The organism is Vibrio sp. RE88 (assembly GCF_013113835.1).
In the GTDB taxonomy this organism is placed as follows: Bacteria; Pseudomonadota; Gammaproteobacteria; order Enterobacterales; family Vibrionaceae; genus Vibrio.
Genome location: NZ_VTYQ01000005.1, coordinates 264119 through 286662, shown reverse-complemented (window position 1 = coordinate 286662; position 22544 = coordinate 264119). Strand labels below are relative to the sequence as shown.

The 22544-nt window shown below is 44.7% G+C and carries 21 protein-coding genes; 8 read left to right on the top strand and 13 right to left on the bottom strand.

Going from position 1 to position 22544, the window contains the following annotated elements; genetic code table 11:
* Position 1: 1 nt before the first annotated feature.
* The 3 genes from F0265_RS13880 to htpX all read right to left on the bottom strand — a co-directional run bounded on the left by F0265_RS13880 (position 2) and on the right by htpX (position 2188).
* A complete protein-coding gene (locus F0265_RS13880; RefSeq protein ID WP_171749328.1) occupies positions 2–727 on the bottom strand; it encodes an SDR family NAD(P)-dependent oxidoreductase in 726 nt (241 codons plus the stop codon).
* The gene (locus F0265_RS13875; protein WP_171749327.1) at positions 724–1143 is read right to left on the bottom strand and encodes a nuclear transport factor 2 family protein; all 420 of its coding nucleotides are present in this window, start codon (positions 1141–1143) and stop codon (positions 724–726) included. Before F0265_RS13875 ends, F0265_RS13880 begins: the two co-directional genes overlap by 4 nt.
* Positions 1144–1327: 184 nt before the next feature.
* On the bottom strand, positions 1328–2188 hold the full coding sequence (gene htpX / locus F0265_RS13870; protein WP_171749326.1) for a protease HtpX: 861 nt from the start codon (positions 2186–2188) through the stop codon (positions 1328–1330).
* Positions 2189–2496: 308 nt separating this feature from the next.
* Here htpX and F0265_RS13865 point away from each other — a divergent pair, with 308 nt between their 5' ends.
* A complete protein-coding gene (locus F0265_RS13865; RefSeq protein ID WP_006962802.1) occupies positions 2497–2664 on the top strand; it encodes a hypothetical protein in 168 nt (55 codons plus the stop codon).
* 68 nt (positions 2665–2732) lie between these two features.
* On the opposite strand, the gene bioD is transcribed toward F0265_RS13865, so the two are convergent.
* From bioD to bioB, 4 genes are read right to left on the bottom strand one after another with little or no spacing between them, the layout of a single operon-like run.
* Entirely contained in the window at positions 2733–3416 is a 684-nt protein-coding gene (bioD, locus tag F0265_RS13860) for a dethiobiotin synthase (protein ID WP_171749325.1), read from the bottom strand.
* Positions 3413–4216 (bottom strand): malonyl-ACP O-methyltransferase BioC, encoded by an 804-nt coding sequence (gene bioC, locus F0265_RS13855; protein WP_171749324.1) that lies wholly within the window; start codon positions 4214–4216, stop codon positions 3413–3415. Before bioC ends, bioD begins: the two co-directional genes overlap by 4 nt.
* Positions 4216–5361, bottom strand: coding sequence for an 8-amino-7-oxononanoate synthase (gene bioF / locus F0265_RS13850; RefSeq protein ID WP_171749323.1), 1146 nt, complete (start codon positions 5359–5361; stop codon positions 4216–4218). The genes bioC and bioF overlap by 1 nt, the downstream gene beginning before the upstream one ends.
* Positions 5348–6400: a biotin synthase BioB gene (bioB, locus tag F0265_RS13845; protein ID WP_171749322.1), complete on the bottom strand. Its 1053-nt coding sequence runs from the start codon at positions 6398–6400 to the stop codon at positions 5348–5350. Before bioB ends, bioF begins: the two co-directional genes overlap by 14 nt.
* A 133-nt stretch (positions 6401–6533) precedes the next feature.
* On the opposite strand from bioB, the gene bioA reads away from it, so the two are divergent.
* A complete protein-coding gene (gene bioA / locus F0265_RS13840) occupies positions 6534–7811 on the top strand; it encodes an adenosylmethionine--8-amino-7-oxononanoate transaminase (RefSeq protein WP_171749321.1) in 1278 nt (425 codons plus the stop codon).
* A gap of 45 nt (positions 7812–7856) precedes the next feature.
* Here bioA and F0265_RS13835 read toward each other — a convergent pair whose 3' ends face one another.
* Positions 7857–8492 (bottom strand): DUF2057 family protein, encoded by a 636-nt coding sequence (locus F0265_RS13835; protein ID WP_171749320.1) that lies wholly within the window; start codon positions 8490–8492, stop codon positions 7857–7859.
* Positions 8493–8567: 75 nt separating this feature from the next.
* On the bottom strand, positions 8568–9611 hold the full coding sequence (locus F0265_RS13830) for a porin (RefSeq protein WP_171749319.1): 1044 nt from the start codon (positions 9609–9611) through the stop codon (positions 8568–8570).
* Between the two features lie 517 nt (positions 9612–10128).
* Here F0265_RS13830 and dinG point away from each other — a divergent pair.
* Genes dinG through F0265_RS13805 form a run of 5 tightly spaced genes read left to right on the top strand, consistent with a single transcriptional unit; the run spans position 10129 to position 14844 of the window.
* Positions 10129–12201, top strand: a complete 2073-nt coding sequence (gene dinG / locus F0265_RS13825; RefSeq protein ID WP_171749318.1) for an ATP-dependent DNA helicase DinG — start codon at positions 10129–10131, stop codon at positions 12199–12201.
* A gap of 19 nt (positions 12202–12220) precedes the next feature.
* Positions 12221–13000 (top strand): TSUP family transporter, encoded by a 780-nt coding sequence (locus F0265_RS13820; RefSeq protein ID WP_021455028.1) that lies wholly within the window; start codon positions 12221–12223, stop codon positions 12998–13000.
* A complete protein-coding gene (locus F0265_RS13815) occupies positions 12997–13545 on the top strand; it encodes a primosomal replication protein (RefSeq protein ID WP_171749317.1) in 549 nt (182 codons plus the stop codon). Before F0265_RS13820 ends, F0265_RS13815 begins: the two co-directional genes overlap by 4 nt.
* A 1-nt stretch (position 13546) precedes the next feature.
* Positions 13547–13711, top strand: a complete 165-nt coding sequence (gene rsmS, locus F0265_RS13810) for a pleiotropic regulatory protein RsmS (RefSeq protein WP_171749316.1) — start codon at positions 13547–13549, stop codon at positions 13709–13711.
* A complete protein-coding gene (locus F0265_RS13805; RefSeq protein WP_171749315.1) occupies positions 13708–14844 on the top strand; it encodes a cupin domain-containing protein in 1137 nt (378 codons plus the stop codon). Before rsmS ends, F0265_RS13805 begins: the two co-directional genes overlap by 4 nt.
* A gap of 35 nt (positions 14845–14879) precedes the next feature.
* Here the strand turns inward: F0265_RS13805 and F0265_RS13800 are convergent, their stop codons facing one another.
* Entirely contained in the window at positions 14880–16997 is a 2118-nt protein-coding gene (locus tag F0265_RS13800; protein ID WP_171749314.1) for a methyl-accepting chemotaxis protein, read from the bottom strand.
* Between the two features lie 222 nt (positions 16998–17219).
* On the opposite strand from F0265_RS13800, the gene xthA reads away from it, so the two are divergent.
* Entirely contained in the window at positions 17220–18026 is an 807-nt protein-coding gene (xthA, locus tag F0265_RS13795; RefSeq protein WP_171749313.1) for an exodeoxyribonuclease III, read from the top strand.
* Positions 18027–18081: 55 nt separating this feature from the next.
* On the opposite strand, the gene fabV is transcribed toward xthA, so the two are convergent.
* The 3 genes from fabV to F0265_RS13780 all read right to left on the bottom strand — a co-directional run bounded on the left by fabV (position 18082) and on the right by F0265_RS13780 (position 22441).
* On the bottom strand, positions 18082–19284 hold the full coding sequence (gene fabV / locus F0265_RS13790; RefSeq protein WP_171749312.1) for an enoyl-ACP reductase FabV: 1203 nt from the start codon (positions 19282–19284) through the stop codon (positions 18082–18084).
* 179 nt (positions 19285–19463) lie between these two features.
* Positions 19464–21749: an acyl-CoA dehydrogenase gene (locus F0265_RS13785; RefSeq protein WP_171749311.1), complete on the bottom strand. Its 2286-nt coding sequence runs from the start codon at positions 21747–21749 to the stop codon at positions 19464–19466.
* A gap of 65 nt (positions 21750–21814) precedes the next feature.
* Entirely contained in the window at positions 21815–22441 is a 627-nt protein-coding gene (locus F0265_RS13780) for a TetR/AcrR family transcriptional regulator (protein ID WP_031342166.1), read from the bottom strand.
* Between the last annotated feature and the right edge of the window lie 103 nt (positions 22442–22544).

The following is a 22544-nucleotide window of genomic DNA, read 5'->3' as shown; positions in this document are numbered from 1 at the left end:
CTTACTCTGAGATCAATTTAGTGGTTATTCGCTTTTGCCAGCTGTAAGGCATGGCACCGATGAAACGCAATAGCGTTGTGAATCTTCGAGGGAAGTAAATATATTGTTTTCGAGCAGCAAGCCCCTTGCGTATGGCTCGCGATGCCTGTTGTACACTTACCAACATCGGCATAGGAAATGTGTTTTTATCTGTCAAAGGCGTTTTCACGAAACCAGGAAATATTACTGATACACAGATGTTCTTACTGCCTAAATCGAGCTGAAGCGTTCTGCCCAGATAACTCACAGCAGCTTTGGATGCGCCATAGGCCTCTGCTCTAGGCAATGCCACTTCGCTGGCGATAGAACCCACCAAAGCCACCGTGTGACCAGCTTGAAAATAGTGTTGGCTTGCTTCTATGGCATTGGCAAGACCAACGACGTTGATATCAAACACGCGCTTCACAAGCTGAGCGTCTACAACGCCATCATTTATGTACTCACAATCACCAGCATTGAATATCCAAATATTCGGCGTGACAGCCAAATTCTCTAACACCTGTTTTGTTATGGATAAGTCCGTTAAATCGAACTGAAGCGAAGTAATTAAGGTGGAGGATGATTCAAGCTCTTCAAGAGCTTGTTTGTTTCTTCCGCAAGCAACAACTTCGTAGCCTTCTCTGGCGTAATCCTCGGCCAGTTGTTTGCCGATGCCAGACGTAGCGCCTGTGATTAAAACGCAAGTCATTGGCCTAGCCTCTGCTTAATCGTCTTTATAACCGACCCAAGCAGTGGAAGATTCTCGTAAAGCATTTCGCCAAGGTCGAAGTAATCTCTGTGATATATGACTTTGCCATCTTTAAACTTCAGGTGACTAACACCGTTAACTACAACCGTTTTACCTTTTCGTAGCTTGGGGTGCTCTAGAGACATTGACCAAGTCAAGAAGCCACTGTCGCCCGATTGCTGGTGCTCTTTGATGTCAAAGTCACAGCGCCTGACGTTGGTGTAAAGGCTATCGAAATAGCTTTGCAAAGCTTGCCAGCCTTGAAGACGATGTGCTGAATCTTCAAAGACAACATCTTGATGATAGACATCATCTAAAAGATAGAGGTTGTTCTTGCTTAGTTGCTGATATATGTGACCAACCGACTCGACGTTCATGTCCTCTCCAACTAGTTATACAAAATATTTTCATGTACAAGACATAATGAGATTAGGCAACTTTTATGAGTTGTACAAATATAAATTTTGTAAAAGTTTAATTTGCAGAGTTGTACGGCGGTTAAATTAGAAGGGATCAAAAAAGGCTTGATATTTAATCAAGCCTTTTAGTTAAATCGTGAGCTTATGAGTTACGTAGGGCTGAAATACGCTTATCTAATGGAGGATGGCTCATCAGCAATTCAGTCATTGAACGCTTACCATTAATACCAAATGCCATCATTGAACCTTCTAACTGAGATTCATGACTCACTTTTAAGCGCTCCAAAGCTGCAATCATTTTGTGCTTACCTACCAACTGCGCCGCACCTGCATCAGCATGGAATTCGCGGTGGCGGCTGTACCACATAGTAATGAAGCTTGCTAGGAAGCCAAATACAAGTTCAAGAACGATGGATACGCCAAAGTACACCATCATATTGCTGCCACCTTCTTCTTCATCATTAGATGAAACGATATTCGCAATGAAGCGTGATAGGAAGATGACGAACGTATTCACAACACCTTGCATTAGCGTCATCGTGACCATGTCACCATTTGCAATATGGCTCACTTCGTGAGCTAGCACTGCTTCGGCTTCATCTCGAGTCATATTGTGCAAAAGCCCCGTTGAGACCGCGACCAAAGAATCGTTACGCTTAGCGCCCGTCGCAAATGCGTTGATATCAGCAGAGTCATAAATGGCTACGGTTGGCATACCAATACCCACTTGCTCAGACTGACGACGAACCGTTTCCAGTAACCAATGCTCCGTCTCATTGCGAGGACTTTCGATCACCATGCCACCTACAGAACGCAGCGCCATGCCTTTCGACATCATCAATGAAATGAATGAGCCACCAAAACCGAACACTGCGGCCATGATAAGCAGACCAGACAGACTGCCAGGCTGCATACCTGTGACAGCATAAACAATATTTAGAACAACACTTAGGACCAGAACAACGGCTAAGTTGGTTGCCAAAAATAACATTACTCGCTTCATTACTTTTCTCCGAAACAGGAAGCTTAATTATTTGCCTTGGCAATACGAATTTTGCACTGAGGCTTTATATCTAACTCATAGATATAGTCTATCCCTTTTAAATACAAGGGATAGATGCAAATTGAAACATTTGTTTTCTTAACTGCAAAAATTGTGAAAACTTTCAGTAAGAATTCACACCAAAAATGCAGAATGTCCGATATATTAATCAACAGTAGTAGCATTAGACTTTGGTCTTATTGTACCTAGACTAAAGCGTGCTAGATTGTACTCAGATTAAAATATCCATGTGTGAAAAGGACAAAATCATGGTTGAAACTAACAACTATCAAATGGCTATTGACCTACTATGCTGCCACCTTGGTATTTCAGAGGAAGAAGCAAAGCAGCAACTTGGTATTTCTTCAGAGCAACAAGCACAAAAACGTATCTCTGATACCCAGCAAGCGCTCATGGGTCTAAACCAAGATAAGTAAGTGTCAGATTATAAATACAATAAAGGCTGCCATATGGCAGCCTTTCTGTTTTAGGTCACGAGGAAAAATCAGCTTTCAATTAACGTGGACACATCAATATATTTCGCTAGATCTTTTTGTTTAACGCTTGGCACGTAAGGAATTTCACCCAGCTTTGGCGCGCCAATTTTCTGTTCCAGCATTTCAATGATTTCTGCGTAATGCTCTGTGCCAGGGTTGACTCTGTTCGCAACCCAACCAATCACTTCCAACCCATCCGCCTTAATCGCATCGACAGTCAACATAGCATGGCTTAAGCACCCCAATTTGATGCCAACAACTAGCACCACAGGCAATTTCTCTTGCTGTACCCAGCTAGACAAACATTGAGAATCCGTGACAGGCACTCGCCAACCGCCAGCCCCTTCAACCAGAACCACATCCGCTTTATCTTTATGCTCTGCCAATTTTTCACTCAACACTGAGTACTGAATTTCAATACCTTCACGCTGAGCGGCTATATGCGGTGAAGCAGGCAACTCCAAAGCGTATGGATTGACCTCATCATAGTCGACGTCAAGTGTGGAGGCTTTTTGCAGATACAGAGCATCTGAGTTTCGGTAGCCTTCGCTTGTTTTCTCGCTACCCGCTGCAACGGGCTTGTAGCCAATTGTTTTTAAGTCCTTTAACGCGAGTGCGTTAAGAATTGCTTTTGAAGCAACTGTTTTACCAACATCGGTATCCGTACCAGCAATAAAAAATGCATCAATCATAGATGAATAACCCCTAAACAAACCTGATAAGTTGCAGGTAGAAGACCTTGATGGTTTTTAAACGTTTGATACGCACGCTCAACCTCGAGTAATGTGCGACGACTCGTTAACCCATGCGAACGGCCGCTTACATGGTTGGCTCCGATGCCTTTCAAGTCGCGCATCAAAGAAAATGCGGTATCGTACCAAACCTTTATGGTAGGCAAGTCTAGATGATGACTCTGACAACCGGATTGCGCTAACGCAATTTTTACCTGATTAGCGCCGATAAAATCGTTGACGTGTTGATATGCGTCAATTTGGCGCCAAGCACATTTCAGCTCTTCCAATGACCCCTCAAGCAAGGTAGAAAAATACACTTTGCCCGCTGGTTTAACAACTCTACGCATTTCTCTCAAGGGACTTGACAAGTCTTCACACCACTGCAACGCTAAAGTTGAGAATACATAGTCAATAGAAGCGTTTGGAAACGGCAAAGCTTCAGCATCTCCAAGCTGATACTGCATACCTGCAGAGCCGCACCTTTCCTCGGCCTTCTTCAACATCTGCTGTGAAAGATCGCAGCAAATAACCAACGCGCCACGCTGGCGCAGTTTTTCGGAAAAAAAACCTGTCCCACAACCAAGATCGAGGACTGTTTTATTGCTTAAATCTTCAGGTAACTGATTCAGTAATCGCTCCCCAACCATTCTTTGAAAGGCCGCATGGGAATCATAAGTATTGGCTGCTTTACCAAACGCTTCTGCAATGGCGGTTTTATCTTGAGGCCAAGACTCATGCATCAAAATAGCGTGTTCCATCAATGCACCTTTTCCATTGAAATTTCTATGCTTTTTGCGAGTTCTTTAATTTGCATCACCGAATGATTCGCCGAGAGCGTCACTCTTAACCTTGCTGAGTTACTAGGAACCGTTGGAGGTCGAATAGCCGTCAGCCAAAAACCCGCCCCCTTTAAGTCATTCGCGACTTCCAATGCAGCGCCACTTTTCCCAATCAACAAGGGTTTAATAGGTGTTGAGGTCTCTACATAACCGTCAAACGAAGAAAAGTGCTGGGCGTATTCACCCTGCAGCTCCGAAAGCTTTTCTCGTCGCCAATGCTGAGTTTGAACCATAGTGATCGCATGAGTTAATGCATAAGCTTGTGAAGGCGGCATAGCCGTAGAGTAAACGTGATGTCTAGCAAACTGCGTTAAATACTCACCCAATGTTTTGCTGCACATAATCGCCGCTCCTGACAAACCCAGAGCTTTGCCGAACGTCACTATCAGCACATCAGGTTGAACGTTCGCTACGTCACAACTTCCTCGACCATCGCTGCCCAGAACGCCAATGCCATGCGCGTCATCAACGGTAAGCCAAGACTTGTTTTCCGTGACCGCATGAATATCGGCTAACGGTGCGAGATCACCATCCATGCTGAATACCCCTTCTGTCACAACTAACGCGCTTTGCTTCATGATTGTCTTCAAATGCTTAGCATCGTTGTGGTGAAAGCGTTTCATCGTCGCAGGAGAAAGCATGCCAGCTTCCATTAAAGAGGCATGATTTAATTTATCCTGGATAAGCAGGTCATCTTTTTCCAACAAGCTGAAAAGCAGCGCTTGATTGGCCGAAAACCCGGAGCTAAACAATATCGCTCGCTCAAAGCCAAGCCACTCGCATAACGCGGCTTCTAGATCTGAGTGCGCTTTGGAATGCCCTGTAACCAGAGGAGATGCACCACTTCCGTTGCCATACAGATTCAAACCCTTCTGCCAAGCATTTGATAGCTCTTTGTCTGTTGCCAGACCTAAGTAATCGTTGCTGGAGAAGTTGGTATACAGGCTGTCTCCATACGTTAACGTCGTGCTATTACCTGAGCCAACCGTGCGCATACTGCGCTCAAGCCCTTGACGTTTTCTTTCGTCCAGGAATTGAGCAATGCGTTCACTAAACACTGGCATCGTAAAACAGGTCATCCTTGGCTGGACGTGCAGCAACACGCTCTACCACACGATCAAGCAGATCATTTTCCTCAATTTCATCTGGTCGCTGGGACACTTCTTGGCTATTGATACCCAGCTTATTAAACAACTGCATATCTTTGTCTTCGGAAGGGTTAGGTGTAGTCAGCAATTTGCATCCGTAGAACACTGAGTTAGCACCGGCCATAAAACACAGCGCCTGCATCTGCTCGTTCATATCTTCACGGCCAGCAGATAGGCGTACTGCGGACTTAGGCATCAAAATACGTGCGATAGCAATAAGACGAATAAAGTCGAATGGCTCAACATCATCGACTTCTTCAAGTGGTGTCCCTTTGACTTTCACTAACATGTTGATAGGCACGCTCTCAGGGTGAGTCGGTAAGTTTGCTAGCTCAACTAACAGACCAGCACGATCATTGGCACTCTCCCCCATACCAATGATCCCGCCAGAACAGATTTTCATACCGGCATCACGTACGTGAGATAAAGTATCTAGACGGTCTTGGTATGTACGTGTGGTAATAATACTGCCGTAAAACTCAGGAGAAGTATCAAGGTTATGGTTGTAATAATCCAAGCCTGCATTAGCCAGTTCAGCGGCCTGTTCAGGTGTGAGCATGCCGAGAGTCATGCAGGTCTCAAGCCCCATCCCCTTCACGCCCTTAATCATTTCTGTCAGGTGCGGCATGTCACGAGCCTTAGGATTCTTCCAAGCGGCTCCCATACAAAAACGTGTAGACCCAGCACTTTTGGCTTTTTGGGCGGCATCAAGCACACGTTCTACTTCCATCAAACGCTCTTTTTCGACATCTGTCTGATAACGAGCGCTCTGCGGACAATACTTACAATCTTCAGGGCAGGCGCCAGTTTTAATTGAGAGCAATGTACTGACTTGTACGTGGTTGTGGTGCTGATATTGGCGATGAACTAGCTGCGCTTCAAAAAGAAGATCCATAAACGGCTTTGCCATTAACTCGCGCACTTCGGCTACCGTCCAGTTGTGACGTACTTCCACGTGTATTCCTTACTATTATTGTTAGTTTCTTGACTTGGCTAGTCTACTGACGCGATGTAAACTGTCAACACTATTAAATTTCAAAAGTTTACATATGGTTATCATATAACCACCTGTCATTAAGGAAATATTGATGGATCTCGACTTTGACCGCCGCCATATCTGGCATCCCTATACATCAACGCTAACACCTCTGACCTGCTATCCAGTCACCTCGGCGAATGGTGTTTATATACAGCTTGAAGGTGGAAAAGAGCTGATAGACGGTATGTCTTCTTGGTGGTCAGCGATTCACGGCTACAACCACCCTACCTTGAATAACGCGGCTCAAGATCAAATAGGCAAGATGTCCCATGTCATGTTTGGCGGCATAACTCACGAGCCTGCGATTAATTTATGCAAGAAGCTGCTTTCTCTCGCGCCCGGTAATCTCGAACATGTATTCTTAGCTGACTCAGGTTCAGTGGCCGTCGAAGTAAGCCTAAAAATGGCACTTCAGTACTGGCATGCGAAAGGTGAGAAACGCCCTAAGTTCTTAACTCTAAGGGACGGCTATCATGGTGATACCTTCGCTGCAATGTCAGTGACGGACCCAGACAACTCAATGCATTCGCTATACAAAGGCTTTCTTCCGGAACACATATTCGCTGACTCTCCAAAAATCGGTTTTCATCAGGAGTGGGATGGAGCTGATCTGGATGATTTCAAATCTAAACTGGAAACTCATCACAACGAGGTCGCGGCCGTCATCTTAGAACCCATTGTCCAAGGTGCTGGTGGCATGCGGATATACCATCCGAGCTTCCTAAAAGGTGTAAGGAAATTATGCGACCAATTTGGTGTTCTGTTGATTCTTGATGAAATCGCGACGGGTTTTGGCCGCACAGGGAAAATGTTTGCTTGTGAGCACTCAGATGTAGAACCCGATATTCTTTGCGTAGGTAAAGCGCTGACAGGCGGGTACATGACACTGTCAGCCACTCTCGCATCAAAAGACGTCGCTGACACTGTATGTGGAGGCGAAGCAGGCTGTTTTATGCATGGTCCCACGTTTATGGGTAATCCGCTAGCTTGCGCAGTGGCAACAGCCAGTTTAGAGCTATTAGAGATCGGAGACTGGCAACATCAAACACTTCAGATTGAAACTGCATTTTCAGAGTTGCTGCCTAGATTAAAGCAATATGACTTAGTCGCCGATGTGAGATGGTTAGGCGCAATTGGAGTCGTTGAAACAACCAAACCAGTCAATATGGAAAAGATACAACAACTATTTGTTGAGCAAGGGGTATGGATCAGGCCCTTCGGCAAACTCATCTATATGATGCCACCGTTAATTAGCGAACCCGAACATATAGAAAAGCTTGTTGGAGCAATTGAAGATGCCTTATTGGAACCGACTTGCTTCAATTGAATACGTATTGAAAAGGCTTCCTATAAGAAGCCTTTTCAAATCAAATTAGTCTTGCTCAATCATCCAGCGTTTGAATTCTTTCTTTTCTTCCTTGGATGCTTTTGAATACCATATTTTCAACTGCAAGCTCGTTTCAGATTCTTGAATTGTATGCTGATCTTGATCTATTGACACAGTTTGAACAATAGCCAATTCCTTCTTCAAAGAGCGAATTTTACCGGAATCAAAAACTAATCCCTGCTCTTGGTTATAGTTTTTTACTAACTCAGGAATATCGCCATAAGGAAAAACTCCCTCAGCAGGAGGTAAAACTTGTTGCTTAAGTTCGGTTACATTTCCATCGATGCTAGCAGAAAATATTGGTTTCTTCTTATCTACGTAAGACTTTATCTCACTGAATTTCTTGGATATAAGCTTAATTTCTAATTCCGATTTGGCAGGAACATCAACTACTAATATGTAAGGAATGGAGCTAAAAAACTCACGTTTACCTCTTTCACTTAAATAGCCTGTATATTCAACAACCAATTGGTTTTGGCCAGTTATAAATTCTACTTCCTCTATTTTCCCAACAGATTCACCATTAAGAACTTCTAGACTAATTCCCGAGTCAAGATTAATACTTGCTATCACAGAGTGAGATATAAGTAGACTCAAGGCACCAAGTAAATATCGGTTCATTTAGCGTTTCCTTTTATTAAAAATAAAAGAGCCAGCATTATGCTGGCTCTTAATCGACCATATTAGCTTATGGGATTAGAAAGTGTAGTAAACACCTGCTGTAACACCATCAGCTTCATATTTTGACGCCGTTGTTACATCTTGCTCGGCTGTTTGGTATTCAGCGAATAGTAGAACATTCTCCATAAACGCGTAATCAACACCAAGAACTAAGTTATTACCATCTAGATCCGCGATAGAAGTTACTGTGTTAGCAGTTTGTAGCTCATCTGTAGTGTAAGTTGCATAGGTAGTGTATAGACGCACTTTGTCAATAGTGTATGCAGCAGCAACACCAATTGTATCACCATTAGCATAAGTAGATGCCGTTTGACTTAGATCTTTAAGATCCCAGTAACCATAGCCTTGGTTGCCTTCGTACTTAGCATAAGTAGCCGCTAGGAATAAACCACCAAACTCAGCAGACGCAGAGATACCAGCAACACGGTAATCAACATCCAATGCAGCATCACCAGTTACAAGAGAAGCACCGACAGTGAAGTTGTCAATTGAGTAATCTAGAGACACACCGTAAGTGTTATCAACATTTTCAGTTGAGTCTGTCATCACGTCAGCTACAAGAGTTAAACCCTCAACAAACTGACCTTTAAACACAGCACCGTGGCCAGACGACTCTTTGTGGTGACCACCAGTAGAACCCATGTAGTTACCTTCGTTAGTGATGTCATCCTTTTGGATTGCATCCATAGAGTCAGCTAGATCACCAACCTCACCAAATGCCATACCCCAAGTGTCTGTTTTAAATCCAGCTAGAACATCATCAAACACTGCGTTGTTGTCTACGCCAGTTGTGTTCTTAGTTTCAACTTCAAAAGAACCAAACACTGTGTATTTGTCATTTACTTTGTGTTCAGCATCAACTTGGATTTTGGCCCACGTTGAGATATCAGCTTCTTTTTTCTCTGTTGCTGTAGCAGAAGTATCTTTCTCTGACTCAGTAAGGTAGATATCAATCTCACCTTTTAGAGAAACACTAGATGTGTCTGAACCGTAAATTTCAGCTGCATTTACGTTTGCTGCTGCCGCTAGAACTGAAAGAGCTACTAGAGTCTTTTTCATAATAATCCACTGCCTTTTCTATAGAATGGGGAAATCCTTATCCGGTTCCCTTTATGTTTTTTGATGACAACTCTGAGCTCTAACTGGTCAGATGTTGTCGCCACTAAAATTCGGGGTCTAGATTGCAAAAGATTCAGCTACCTGTCAAATGACCTAAATAAAACAAATCAAAAAACATAAAACACTTTAAATACATACAGTTACATATAAACGAAGCATTTTTTCGAGCAAGTTCTAATCAAATTAAGTAAATTATCATCAAAAAGTAAAATGCAGTTTTGCAATATTTTAAACCAATCAAAGTAAACACATGGTTAACAGACAGAATTTTCATCTACATAAAAAACACTTATGAAGAGATATATTTTTAAATCTAAAAATATGCTCTAAGTTTATGAAGGTTCAGTTTTTTTTTGTGAAGGAGATCTAGATTTGATATGAAATACTCTCATTTCGTGAACTACTTATCATTTAAAAAAATGTGGTAACATCGCCTTCCCTAATTAAAGGCACCAGTATGACCACCAGTAAAATCCAGCAATCCATACGTACCAGTTATCAAAATTTACAATCTCAGCTGGATAACTTTGTACCTCGCAGAGCTCAAAACTATTTAGTCGCTGAAATCACCAAATCTCTATGCGGTGAGTATCACAAATCAACACGAATGATTGTCGCGGAAGCAGGGACTGGCATCGGTAAGTCACTCTCTTATTTGATGGCAGCGATCCCAGTGGCTTTGTTCAATAACCGTAAGGTTGTGATCTCGACGGCGACGGTCGCGCTGCAAGAGCAGTTGATCAATAAAGACCTCCCTTTATACAGAAGACTGATTGACAGAGAATTTTCTTTCATACTGGCCAAAGGCAGACAACGCTATTGTTGCGCAGAAAAACTCGCCGCTGCATGTGGAGCAGATGGTGGTCAAATGGCGATGTTTGACAGCAAACCAAAGCGTAAAGATGTCGAGCAGCTTGAGCTGATGTATAAAAAGTTCGCGCAAAACAAATGGGATGGTGACAGGGATTCTTGGCCAAAGCCGATCTCCGATGAAATTTGGCAGTCCATTGTCAGCGACAAACACAGCTGTAACAACAGCATGCCCGTTCACCGTGACTGCCCTTTCCAAAAAGCGCGTTCAGAACTCGATAAAACCGATGTGATCATTGCCAACCATAGCTTAGTTATGGCCGATGCCGACCTTGGGGGCGGCGTCATTCTTCCTGAGCCAGAGAATACAATTTACGTATTTGATGAGGCTCATCACCTTCCTCATGTCGCACGAGACCACTCGTCAGCCGCAGCAAGTTTAAAAGGCGCGGCAAGTTGGCTCGAGCGTTTGAATCAGTCTGTAACTAAGTTTGCCAACCTTGCAGATGAAAAACGCGTAGGCCGCTTTCGCAATGATCTGCAAGATGCAGTACAACAATTGATTCCTTCACTGACTCAACTTGCGAGTCGTTTTAATGGTGACCAATTTGAGGATGGCTGTTATCGATTTGAGAATGGTGAGTTACCCACATGGTTAGAGGAAGAGTCTAAACAGTTAAAGATTGTCACCCAAAAAGGAGCACAGTCTGTCGCAAAGATTGCAGATCTTATTGCTGAGCGAGTGAAAGATGGCGAGCTTGCTAACCGACTTGCCGAACCTGCTTTAGCCGAGCTTGGTTTTTACATTCAACGCATGGATAACCTTGCTCAAGTCTGGAACTTAATGGCTGAGCCTCAACGAGAGAAAGGCGCCCCTCTGGCAAGGTGGCTGGAAGTCGCACCTGAACGTGAAGGCGACTTTGTTGTTAATGTGTCACCGTTGGAAGTTGGGTGGCAATTAGATCAACAGCTTTGGAGCCGCTGTATTGGCGCGGTGCTTGTCTCAGCAACCATGCGAGCGCTTAACTCGTTTAGCTTCTTCTGTCGACAAGCTGGGATAAGTGAGAAGCCAGAAGACGGCGTGAGATTCTTAGCTTTAGCTTCTCCGTTCGATTATCAAAACCAAGCGGAGCTTAGAGTGCCTAAAATGGCTTATGAACCTCAAGCTCCTCAGTTTACCGATAGCTTAATTGAACGACTACCAGAATTGATTGAAGAGAACAAAGCTAACTTAGTGCTCTTTTCATCCTATTGGCAAATGAATCAAGTCACGGACGCGTTATCGTCATATTTTGTAAAAAAAGGTTGGTCACTACAGGTTCAAGGTAAAGAGTCACGCTCAGAGATTCTAAAAAAACATAAAACCTTAGTGCAGTGCCAGAAAACCAGCATCTTGTTTGGCACCGGAAGTTTCTCAGAAGGTCTTGATCTACCAGGAGATTTACTTGAAAACTTGATCATTACCAAGATACCTTTTGCCGTTCCCACTTCACCAGTAGAACAAGCTCACGCAGAGTATATTGAAAGCAAAGGTGGAAACCCATTTATGCAGATAACGGTACCTGAAGCGAGCAAAAAAATGATTCAATCCGTTGGTCGTCTACTGCGAAAAGAGCGAGATTCTGGTACAGTCATCATCCTTGATCGTCGCATCGTTACTAAGCGATATGGCAAAGCTCTACTCGACTCACTGCCACCATTTAAACGTGTCATCGAATAACTAGAATATAAGAAACTGTATGGAACTTTTTGAACCAACAATGTTGTTGGTGTTAGCGCTGGTTGCTTTTGTCGCAGGCTTTATCGATGCCGTTGCTGGTGGTGGCGGTATGCTTACCGTACCAGCTCTGCTTTCTCTTGGCTTACCGCCTCATATCGCGCTGGGTACCAATAAGCTGGCAGCTACTTTTGCATCGTCTACAGCGGCGTTTACTTATTATAAGAAACGCTTGTTCAAACCTCATTGCTGGGGGCGAGCATTCGTCGCGACTTTAATTGGCGCAACACTCGGGACCCTAGTTGTCGACCTAATTAGTACCGAATGGCTGGAGAAGATCCTCCCTATCATCATTCTACTGGCTGCGATTTACACCATTTGGCATAAAACTCCGCAATCAAACAGTAATGAGATGCCACAACCTTGCCCTAAGTTTAATAAAAAACAATATATACAAGGGTTCAGTATCGGCTTCTATGATGGTGTTGCAGGCCCAGGAACAGGCGCGTTTTGGACTGTCAGCTCAATGGCACTGTATCGATTGAACATTTTGCTGGCGTCTGGATTGGCAAAAGCGATGAACTTTACCAGTAACTTCACTTCGCTGATTACTTTCGCCATCCTAGGTCACATTGATTGGGTGCTGGGGCTGACTATGGGTGTTTGCCTAATGGCAGGTGCATTTGTTGGCGCACACTCAGCAATACGATTCGGCGCTAAGTTTATCCGTCCTGTTTTTGTTACGGTTGTAAGTATCCTTGCAGTGAAACTTGCTTATGAAGCGTGGTTTGTGAATCTATGAAGCAATTTGGCCAGCTATCATCGCTATTAGAACAGTTGGAGCAAGAAGCCACTTTGTTGGATAACCAAAGAGGCGAACATCACCAAGCTCTCTTCGATCAAAACCTATTTCGATGCCAATCCAAGCTGCTGACACCCTATGCTTACGAAGCGCATGAAACACTCGACAAAATTCTCTGCGAGCAGTCAGCAGCAACGCTATCAGCTGAACAAGCCGAGTTTTTGTCTGAAAAACTCTTGTGCCAGATTAGCGCAATTAAACGAGAATTAGCGACAACGGTTCTCAGGCAGAGCGAGCCAACTGGCAAGTCATTCAGTCAACGCAACCTTAACGAACTTTACCAAAGTTTGGCTCAGCACCAACAATGGGAACAACGGCTCAAAGCGTTGGTGAAAAGCAAAGAGCAAGAACATAAGCTCGCCACGCCAAGAGATAAGTCTCTCGCCGCGCAAACTTTGCAGTCTGCTCAGCGTCGTTTGCAACGATGCCAGCACGCTAAAATCAAAATTGAAAAGCAAATTAGTTACAAAGAGCGAAACCAGTAATATGTCCTCAAACTCGTCCGAACTGGATCAAGCGCCTGATGAAATAAAACTCGCAGTGGATCTCATCTATTTAATTGAAAGCAATGAGATAGATCCCGAAGTAGCATTGGCGGCCATCAACATTGTTAAATCTGATTTGGAAAACAAATTGGAGAAGAAGTCATGAGCTATCCACTGAGTTTTGACATGGCTGAGTTTCTTGCTCAATACTGGCACAAGAAACCGACTGTGATTAAAGGCGGATTCAATGATTTCATTGACCCGATTTCTCCAGACGAGTTGGCAGGGCTTGCTATGGAGGAAGAAGTAGATTCGCGCTACATTTCTAACATTGAAGGTAAGTGGTCAGCGCAACACGGCCCTTTTGACGATTCTCTGTTTGAAAACCTGCCTGAGTCCCATTGGCAATTAGTGGTACAAGCTTGCAACCATTGGCACCTAGGCGCAGCCGAATTAATAGAGCCATTCAAACAGCTGCCTAACTGGTTATTTGACGACTTAATGGTGTGTTTTTCTGCCCCTGAAGGTGGCGTTGGCCCTCACATCGACCAATATGATGTTTTCATTATCCAAGGCAGTGGTAAACGCCGCTGGCGTGTTGGCGATCTAGATAAAGGTCAGTATAAAGAGTCAATTCAGGCCGGCGCTTTGCGTCAGATTGAAGGCTTTGATGCCATCATTGATGAAGTATTGGAGCCCGGCGACATACTGTACATCCCGCCAGGATTCCCCCACGAGGGGAATACACTAAAGCCGAGCATGAGTTACTCAATGGGCTTTCGCTCCCCTAAGGAGCAAGAACTGCTCAGTAATTTCGCTGACTATGTGCTAGCGAATGAAAAAGGCGATGTTCACCTGCATAACCCAGAAATGACTGCTCAGCATCAATACGGCGAGATACTCAACGCTGACTTAGATAAGCTGACAACCATGCTTCGATCTGCCCTGCAATCAGAATCCGATATCCGTGAATTTATGGGGGGTATGCTAAGCCAGTCTCGCCACCAGCTGGATATTGTTGAACCTGAAGAGCCGAGCGATGCTCTGGAAATCTACCACCACCTAGAATCACTAGGCAGTTTACGCAAAGTTTCTGGTTTACGTGCGCTGTACCATGAGAATGAATCTGCACATGTTTACATTAACGGTGATGCTTACCCAGCTGAGTCACCGCACCTCGTCCACCTACTGTGTAATCAAGAATCGATTGAGATCGAACACATCGACGGCAAGTTATCTGACTCACAAATGCAGCTGCTAACAACACTGGTTAACCTTGGTTACTGGTATCTAGATTAGATAGCAAAAGGGCCTCATCAAGAGGCCCTTTACTTTTATACTTTAAACTGACTCACTAGTTGTTGCTGTCTTTCTGAGAGATTTCCGATTTGCGTGCTGACGGTTTCAGACTCTTCTGCTTGAGATAAAATCTGCGCGCTCAAGTCACGGATGTTGCTGACGCTCTGATTTACTTCCGCAGATACCGATTGCTGCTCTTCAGCGGCTTTCACGATCTGCGAGTTCATATCATTGATGGAAGCAATCGCATCAAATATGTTATTGAGCTGAGAAACCGCTCTTTCAACTTGTTGAGCGGAATCATTTGCCAAGTCGTTACCATCTTGAATCGCGTTGACCACATCCTGCGTCCCTTTCTGTACATCTTCGATCACCTGACGAATTTCACCAACTGACGATTGGGTGCGACTGGCTAAACTGCGAACTTCATCGGCAACTACCGCAAAACCACGGCCTTGGTCACCCGCCCGCGCGGCTTCAATAGCAGCGTTCAAGGCCAGTAGATTCGTTTGCTCTGAAATACCTTCAATAACCGTCAATATCTCGGTTATGTTGGCGTTGTTTTTCGCTAGCTCTTCAACGACAGGAACCGCTGCCGTCATTCTCTCTACTAATCGAACCATTTCGTCTTGAGACTGCTCGATAACCTTCTTACCGGAATCTGCAGCGACGTTAGCTTTTTCAGCTTCGCTCACTGCGACTTCTGCGTTTTGAACCACCAGACCTGCTGTTTGAGTCATTTCCTCAGAGGCTGTTGCCACCAAATCCACTTCTTTAAACTGAGAATCACTGCTTGAGCGAGTTTGTTGAGCCGCAATTCGAGACTGTTCTGTTGTCGTACCGATCTGCAACGTCGTTTCTACAACATCACTAATAATTGATTGAAGCTTATCAAGGAATTTATTGAACCCTGTGGCAAGCTGACCAATCTCATCTTGAGATTTCACATCCAAGCGCTGAGTTAAATCCCCTTCGCCAGATGCAATATCATCCAACCTCGCAACCACTTCACGAATTGGTTTAACCAAACGAGAAGCCATCACCGCGATGGTCACTAAACCGAAAATAACCAAAATCGAGCCAGCAAGTACTTCGGTTTTCACGCTCGACTCCACTTGATGGCTGATGGTTTGATCGAGCATTTCTGCATCTGCCAACACGCTGCTTCTTGGCATATCAAATAAAACACCCCAAGTCTGATTGGCAACCATAATAGGGGCAAATACGCTCAGCCATTCACCATCACTACTCCATTGGGTTTGAACTTCCTGCCCAAACAGAAGATCAGTCAGTTGATCACTGGAAAGTGTTTTGCTGTCGAACGATTGTCCAATGGCACGAGAGGAGTCATCACTGGCAATCAATGAACCATCTAGGCTGATGATATTGACATTACCACTGCCGTTGAAGAGTTGGCTGTCTGACTCGACAACAATACCCGACATCGCATCAAGTCGAAGATCAATACCAAAGAAGCCAATCACAGTATCATCGATCATAATAGGAACGGATATTGAGGTAGCGAGAACCTGTCCACCAGCTTGGTTAATGAGTCTTGGAGTGCTGACACATGAATCGCCACTGGAAAGGGGACAAAAGAATCGCTCGCTGTTTTGAGTATCTTCCAGCGCCGCTTCACTCAGCACATTAGACACGACATTCTCACCGTTTTGAGCGGTTACCCAGTAAGGTGCAAACTGCCCTCTTTCGTTCGAGCCTACATACTCCGCATCCACATAGTTGCTGTCTTCACCATCTAGCATGTTAGGCCTGAATACAAGATAAGCACCCTGAATCGAATCAAAGCTCAGTACCGACTTGCGAACCATTTCATCCAAAGCCGTACGCAATTCCTCGCTGTCACCAAAATTTTCTTCCGTATTGGTTTTCAAAAACAGCGCATTGGACGCCAGCATTTCCGCTCGATATAAGGCTTCATTAAGATATTCAGCTACTTCAGTGGCATTCAGTAGTGCTCGTGTTTCAAGCAGTTGCTCAGACTTGTTGATCACAGACTCAGCACTTTGTGCCTTAATCTGTTGTTGGTTAGTCACTGCGTTGTAAACAGAAAATCCGATCAGGGATAAAGAAGTAATGAGCAGGCAGCAGCCTGCAAGAAGGGTAATTTTCCATTGAACGGAAAGGGTTCGCATAGTACATCCTTATGAGCAAACTCATTCATATCGCATGAGAACGAAAGCTAAATTCTACATTTCGAGACCAATTACAACATATTGCAATCAATTATCAATCGAAAGTTTACATATATGTTAATACAAATACACCAACTGTTAACTTTAGGCGGTTACTAAAGAAAGTGGTAATATCTGAAGAAATTTCGATTCGTTGAATTATTTCAATAACAAGGAATAAAAATGAAAGTTATCAGCTTTAATATCAATGGTCTTCGCGCACGCTTGCATCAATTGCAAGCTGTCATCGACAAACATCAGCCAGACGTGATCGGCCTTCAAGAGATCAAAGTGCATGATGAAGCCTTCCCTATCGAAGACGTTGAAGCTATGGGCTACAAAGTCTACTTCCATGGTCAGAAAGCACACTACGGTGTTGCTATGCTATGTAAGAAAGAACCGCTTTCTGTTCAGAAAGGCTTTCCAACCGATAATGAAGATCATCAGAAACGCATGATCATGGCGACGTTTGAAGACGACAATGGCGAGAAAGTCACCGTACTCAACGGCTACTTCCCACAGGGCGATAACATCAGCCACGAAACCAAGTACCCGTACAAACGCCAGTTCTACAAAGACTTGATGACTTACCTTCATGATCATCACAACAGCGACGAACAACTTATCGTTATGGGTGACATCAATATCAGCCCGATTGATGCCGATATCGGTATCGGTGAACCTAACCGTAAGCGCTGGTTAAAGACGGGTAAATGTTCTTTCCAACCAGAAGAGCGTGAATGGTTGAAAACATTAATGGACTGGGGATTCGTAGATACCTTCCGTCAGCTCCACCCTAAGGTAGAGGATCGTTTCTCGTGGTTTGATTACCGCTCACGTGGTTTCGATGACAACCGTGGCCTGCGAATTGACGTTGTACTCGCGACACCAAAGCTCGCCGAGAAATGTATCGAGTCAGATATCGATTACGAACTGCGCGGTATCGAGAAACCATCAGATCACGCCCCGATTTGGTCAACGTTTAAGTAAAACAAAAAATCCGGAGCCTAGGCTCCGGATTTTGTTTCTAACGCAGTGCAATCAATTAGATAGCAATAAAGTCTGCTTTGTAGTCTGGGTTAACATCAGCATCGTAATCAACGCCTTCTGCACCAAAACCAAATAGCTTCAAGAACTCTTCTTTGTACTCTACGTAGTCAGTCAGCTCTTTTAGGTTCTCAGACGTGATTTGTGGCCACAGGTTACGACAGTGCTGTTGAATATCGTCACGCAGTTCCCAGTCATCCAGACGTAAGCGGTTCTTGTCATCAACTTCAGGTGCAGAACCATCTTCTTTGTATAGACGCTGGCTGAACATGCGGAAGATTTGTTCCATACAACCTTCGTGTACGCCTTCTTCACGCATTTTCTTAAATACCATTGCGATGTACAGTGGCATAACAGGAATCGCTGAACTTGCTTGAGTCACGACAGACTTCAATACCGCTACGTTTGCTGTTCCGCCTGTTGCTGAAAACTTCTCGTTTAGAGCAGTCGCCGCGCGGTCTAGGTCCATCTTAGCTTTACCTAATGCACCATCCCAGTAGATAGGCCAAGTAAGCTCAGTGCCGATGTAGCTGTATGCCACTGTCTTACAACCTTCAGCTAGAACGCCAGCTTCAGAAAGCGCGTTGATCCAAAGTTCCCAATCTTCACCGCCCATTACTGTGACAGTGTCTTTGATTTCTTCTTCCGTTGCAGGCTCAACGCTTGCTTCGATGATGACATCTTTGTTGGTGTCTACGGCTGTTGAAGTGTAAGTCTCACCGATTGGCTTTAGAGACGAACGAATCACTTCACCTGTTTCTGGCATTTTACGTACTGGAGAAGCCAGTGAGTAAACCACCATATCGATTTGGCCTAGATCTTCTTTAATTAGGTCGATTGTTTTTTGCTTCGCTTCGTTAGAGAAAGCGTCACCATTCAGGCTCTTCGCGTAAAGACCTTCTTCACGTGCAAGCTTTTCAAATGCAACTGAGTTGTAGAAACCTGCTGTGCCTGGCTTTTTCTCTGTGCCTTCTTTTTCAAAGAACACACCGATAGTTGAAGCGCCGCCACCAAATGCCGCAGCGATACGAGAAGATAGACCGTAGCCACTTGAAGCACCAACAACAAGAACACGCTTAGGCGCGTTTTTGATTGGGCCTTGTGCTTTTGTGTAAGCAATTTGTTCTTTTACGTTAGCTTCACAACCCACAGGGTGCGTTGTAGTACAGATAAATCCACGAATTCTAGGTTTGATGATCATATTCAACTTCCTTTAAAAAACTTCGCTAGGATAAAAGGTTCAACGCCAGTTCGCATCTAATTTCTGTAAAAATGTCGGTAAAATGCAAGTGGTTGGAGCTCTTTCATACGAGTTTTAGATTTCGAGCAAAAAGAAAGGCACCGGTTAAGGTGCCTTTACTCAATATCGGTTAGCGAGCTCTAAGCCACGCTATCTAACTTTGGCTTTACCCGAGCTTGTCCTGTTCTCACTTCGCTAAAGTCATGGCTAAAGTCATCGACTTGAATCGCTTTATAGCGCAGCGCATCTGCTGCAACAATTTGGTCGACTTCGTCCTGAGTTAGTACGTTTGCTTCTAGCGCTTGTGCCAGACGATCTTTAAGTAGGCCTTTACGGGCAACTTTGCCCTCTTTAGCAGCACGCATCAGTTTACGTTCAAGGCTCTTCACACCATACATCGCAAGGAAGGCATTCTCCATTAGACCAACGCTATCATCCGCTTCTTTGCCAACATAGCAAAGGTGCGTCAGACGATCTCGGTGCGCTCCCGGTGTCATCAAACTTTCTGCCAATTTCACTGTCAGTGTGTCACTTGGCTTAGCAAAGTGATTCCCTAATGGGAAGATCAACACTTTCAGTAGACGGCCAACCGCTTTTTGTGGGTAGTTGGTAAACGCTTCTTGCAGTGATTTCGCGGCGTTATGCAGACAGTGTTGAACCGCGTAATGCACGTAATCAAGATCTTGCTGCTGACGCCCTTCGTCTTCATACTTCTTAAGCGCGGCTGAGCCCATGTAAAGGTAAGCCAGCACATCACCAAGGCGGGCAGAAATCATTTCTTTACGTTTCAGATCACCACCCAAAGTGGCCATTGCAATATCCGCACTCACTGCCAACGCACGGCTTATGCGAGTCAGATCTTTGTAGTAACCCTGAGTTGGACCACTCATATCGGCTTTAATAAAGCGTGACCCCGTCAGAGCCGCACCAAATGCGCCAAAAGTATTCTTAGTCGCATGAGCGATGTGTTTGAACAACAACTCATCAAACTCTTTAGCACCTTGCTTCTCATCAGGATTTGCCGCGGCTTCCATCTCTTTCAGTACGTATGGATGACAGCGAGTCGCACCTTGACCAAAAATCATCAGGTTACGAGTCAGAATATTTGCCCCTTCCACCGTGATTGCGACCGGAATACCAAGGTAAGGCGATGCCAGATAGTTCATCGGACCATCCTGAATGGCTCGACCAGAGTGAATGTCCATTGAGTCATTGAGAATCGTGCGCGCCATTTCTGTCATATGGTATTTGGCAATCGCAGTCACAATGCCTGGCTTCTCTTTAAGATCCAGAGACGTTGTCGTTAGAGTACGCGTCGCTTCAAGCAAGTAAGTCAAGCCACCGATTCGGCCCATCGCCTCAGCAACACCCTCAAACTTACCAATCGACATACCAAACTGTTTACGAACATATGCGTAAGCGCCCGTAGTGCGCGACGTTAAGTGGCCAACCGCAGTACCTAGTGCAGGTAGAGAAATACCACGACCTGCAGACAGACATTCCACCAGCATACGCCAGCCTTTACCTGCGTAATCCTGACCACCGATCAGCCATTCCATTGGAATGAAAACGTCTTTCCCGCGCGTCGGACCATTCATAAACGCAAGACCTAATGGGTCATGGCGTTCACCGATTTCAACCCCTTTGTGGGATGCTGGGATAAGCGCACAAGTAATGCCTAGTTCTTTCTTATCACCCATCAAACCATCGGGATCGTACATCTTGAATGCAAGGCCAAGTACCGTTGCCACTGATGCCAGTGTAATGTAACGCTTATTCCAGTTAAGGCGGATACCTAACACTTCTTTGCCTTCGTGTTCGCCATAGCAAACGATGCCATCATCAGGGATACCGCCAGCGTCAGAACCTGCTTCAGGGCCTGTTAAGGCAAAACATGGAATGTCGGTACCGTCGGCTAAACGTGGCAGCCAGTAATCTTTTTGCTCTTGAGTACCATAGTGTGAAAGCAGTTCACCCGGGCCTAAAGAGTTAGGCACCATGACGGAGACCGCCGCACTAATGCTGCGTGTTGCGATGCGTGTCACGATGGTTGAGTTGGCTAGCGCAGAGAACTCTCGACCGCCGTACTCTTTAGAAATGATGAGTGAGAAGAATCGCTCCTTACGCAGGTACTCCCAAACTTCAGGTGGCAAGTCACGGTCTTCTTTTACGATCTTATGATCGTCCAACATGCTAAGCAGGGTTTCCAACTCGTTATCAACGAAGGATTGCTCCTCCGCAGTCAACGTTGGTGTTGGATACTTGTGTAGCTTGGAGAAGTCTGGGCGACCTGAAAACAGCTCCCCATCCCACCAAACGCTACCCGCTTCCATAGCTTCCTTCTCCGTGCTGGATAGCGGTGGCAGTACTTTTTTAAACATTTTGAAAGCTGGGTCACTGACCCATTTTCTACGTAGAGAGCACATAATCAGATCCTTTTGTTCACAGTTGGTGGTCCAATTTATATTTGTTTTATGTTTCGATTTTTGTGTTACTCAGCCGCTACGCCTGCGGCTAAGTATGGAATAAGCTGATCGACAACAGATTTCGCGTCCATCTGCTTTCCGTATGCATTTTCTGCGATTTCTATTAACGCTTGGCTTGAAGCCATAGTGAATACACACGTACCCAGCGTGAAATGAAGTCGCCAAAATAATTCTTCCTGAGACAGCTTAGGATTCGCTTTCATCACTGACTGAGTAAACAGAGATAACGCATCCTGATAGCGAGTGGTGATGAACCAACGTAAGTGGCCTTGCACATCGGTATAGCCACGACCAATCAACAACATAAAACGGCTGGTTCCATTCGGTCTTACATCGTTGAGTGCACGCAGTGGCCCTCTTAGCGATTCAAACACATCCGCCATTTCGTAGCTTTCATTAAGATTAAGATTGATCAACGCATCTTGAACCGCTGGCATGAAAGCTTCCAGATAACGGTTTAAAACCGCTCTAACCAGAGTTTTCTTGTCGCCAAAGTGATAGTTCACAGAAGCCAGGTTGACACCCGCTTTGCTGGTAATCGTGCGCAATGACGTGTCATTGAAACCATGTTCAGCAAACAGAGCTTCCGCAACATCTAGGATTTTCTCTTTGGTCGTATTTCTCATCGACATTTCAATCACTCGTATTAAACAACTGTTTGAAATATACAACCGAAACAATTAACCAACAAGTTTTTAACATCACATTTTTGAAGATTGGTCCGACCAGATTGCA

What these genes read in the sequence shown, in the direction of transcription:
- bioD (WP_171749325.1), bottom strand. Translation starts at nt 3,416, where the DNA reads ATGATTGATGCATTTTTTATTGCTGGTACGGATACCGATGTTGGTAAA.
- bioC (WP_171749324.1), bottom strand. Translation starts at nt 4,216, where the DNA reads ATGGAACACGCTATTTTGATGCATGAGTCTTGGCCTCAAGATAAAACC.
- F0265_RS13805 (WP_171749315.1), top strand. Translation starts at nt 13,708, where the DNA reads ATGAGCTATCCACTGAGTTTTGACATGGCTGAGTTTCTTGCTCAATAC.
- F0265_RS13875 (WP_171749327.1), bottom strand. Translation starts at nt 1,143, where the DNA reads ATGAACGTCGAGTCGGTTGGTCACATATATCAGCAACTAAGCAAGAAC.
- F0265_RS13830 (WP_171749319.1), bottom strand. Translation starts at nt 9,611, where the DNA reads ATGAAAAAGACTCTAGTAGCTCTTTCAGTTCTAGCGGCAGCAGCAAAC.
- bioA (WP_171749321.1), top strand. Translation starts at nt 6,534, where the DNA reads ATGGATCTCGACTTTGACCGCCGCCATATCTGGCATCCCTATACATCA.
- htpX (WP_171749326.1), bottom strand. Translation starts at nt 2,188, where the DNA reads ATGAAGCGAGTAATGTTATTTTTGGCAACCAACTTAGCCGTTGTTCTG.
- F0265_RS13865 (WP_006962802.1), top strand. Translation starts at nt 2,497, where the DNA reads ATGGTTGAAACTAACAACTATCAAATGGCTATTGACCTACTATGCTGC.
- F0265_RS13815 (WP_171749317.1), top strand. Translation starts at nt 12,997, where the DNA reads ATGAAGCAATTTGGCCAGCTATCATCGCTATTAGAACAGTTGGAGCAA.
- F0265_RS13785 (WP_171749311.1), bottom strand. Translation starts at nt 21,749, where the DNA reads ATGTGCTCTCTACGTAGAAAATGGGTCAGTGACCCAGCTTTCAAAATG.
- F0265_RS13835 (WP_171749320.1), bottom strand. Translation starts at nt 8,492, where the DNA reads ATGAACCGATATTTACTTGGTGCCTTGAGTCTACTTATATCTCACTCT.
- F0265_RS13820 (WP_021455028.1), top strand. Translation starts at nt 12,221, where the DNA reads ATGGAACTTTTTGAACCAACAATGTTGTTGGTGTTAGCGCTGGTTGCT.
- dinG (WP_171749318.1), top strand. Translation starts at nt 10,129, where the DNA reads ATGACCACCAGTAAAATCCAGCAATCCATACGTACCAGTTATCAAAAT.
- rsmS (WP_171749316.1), top strand. Translation starts at nt 13,547, where the DNA reads ATGTCCTCAAACTCGTCCGAACTGGATCAAGCGCCTGATGAAATAAAA.
- xthA (WP_171749313.1), top strand. Translation starts at nt 17,220, where the DNA reads ATGAAAGTTATCAGCTTTAATATCAATGGTCTTCGCGCACGCTTGCAT.
- F0265_RS13800 (WP_171749314.1), bottom strand. Translation starts at nt 16,997, where the DNA reads ATGCGAACCCTTTCCGTTCAATGGAAAATTACCCTTCTTGCAGGCTGC.
- bioF (WP_171749323.1), bottom strand. Translation starts at nt 5,361, where the DNA reads ATGCCAGTGTTTAGTGAACGCATTGCTCAATTCCTGGACGAAAGAAAA.
- F0265_RS13880 (WP_171749328.1), bottom strand. Translation starts at nt 727, where the DNA reads ATGACTTGCGTTTTAATCACAGGCGCTACGTCTGGCATCGGCAAACAA.
- fabV (WP_171749312.1), bottom strand. Translation starts at nt 19,284, where the DNA reads ATGATCATCAAACCTAGAATTCGTGGATTTATCTGTACTACAACGCAC.
- F0265_RS13780 (WP_031342166.1), bottom strand. Translation starts at nt 22,441, where the DNA reads ATGTCGATGAGAAATACGACCAAAGAGAAAATCCTAGATGTTGCGGAA.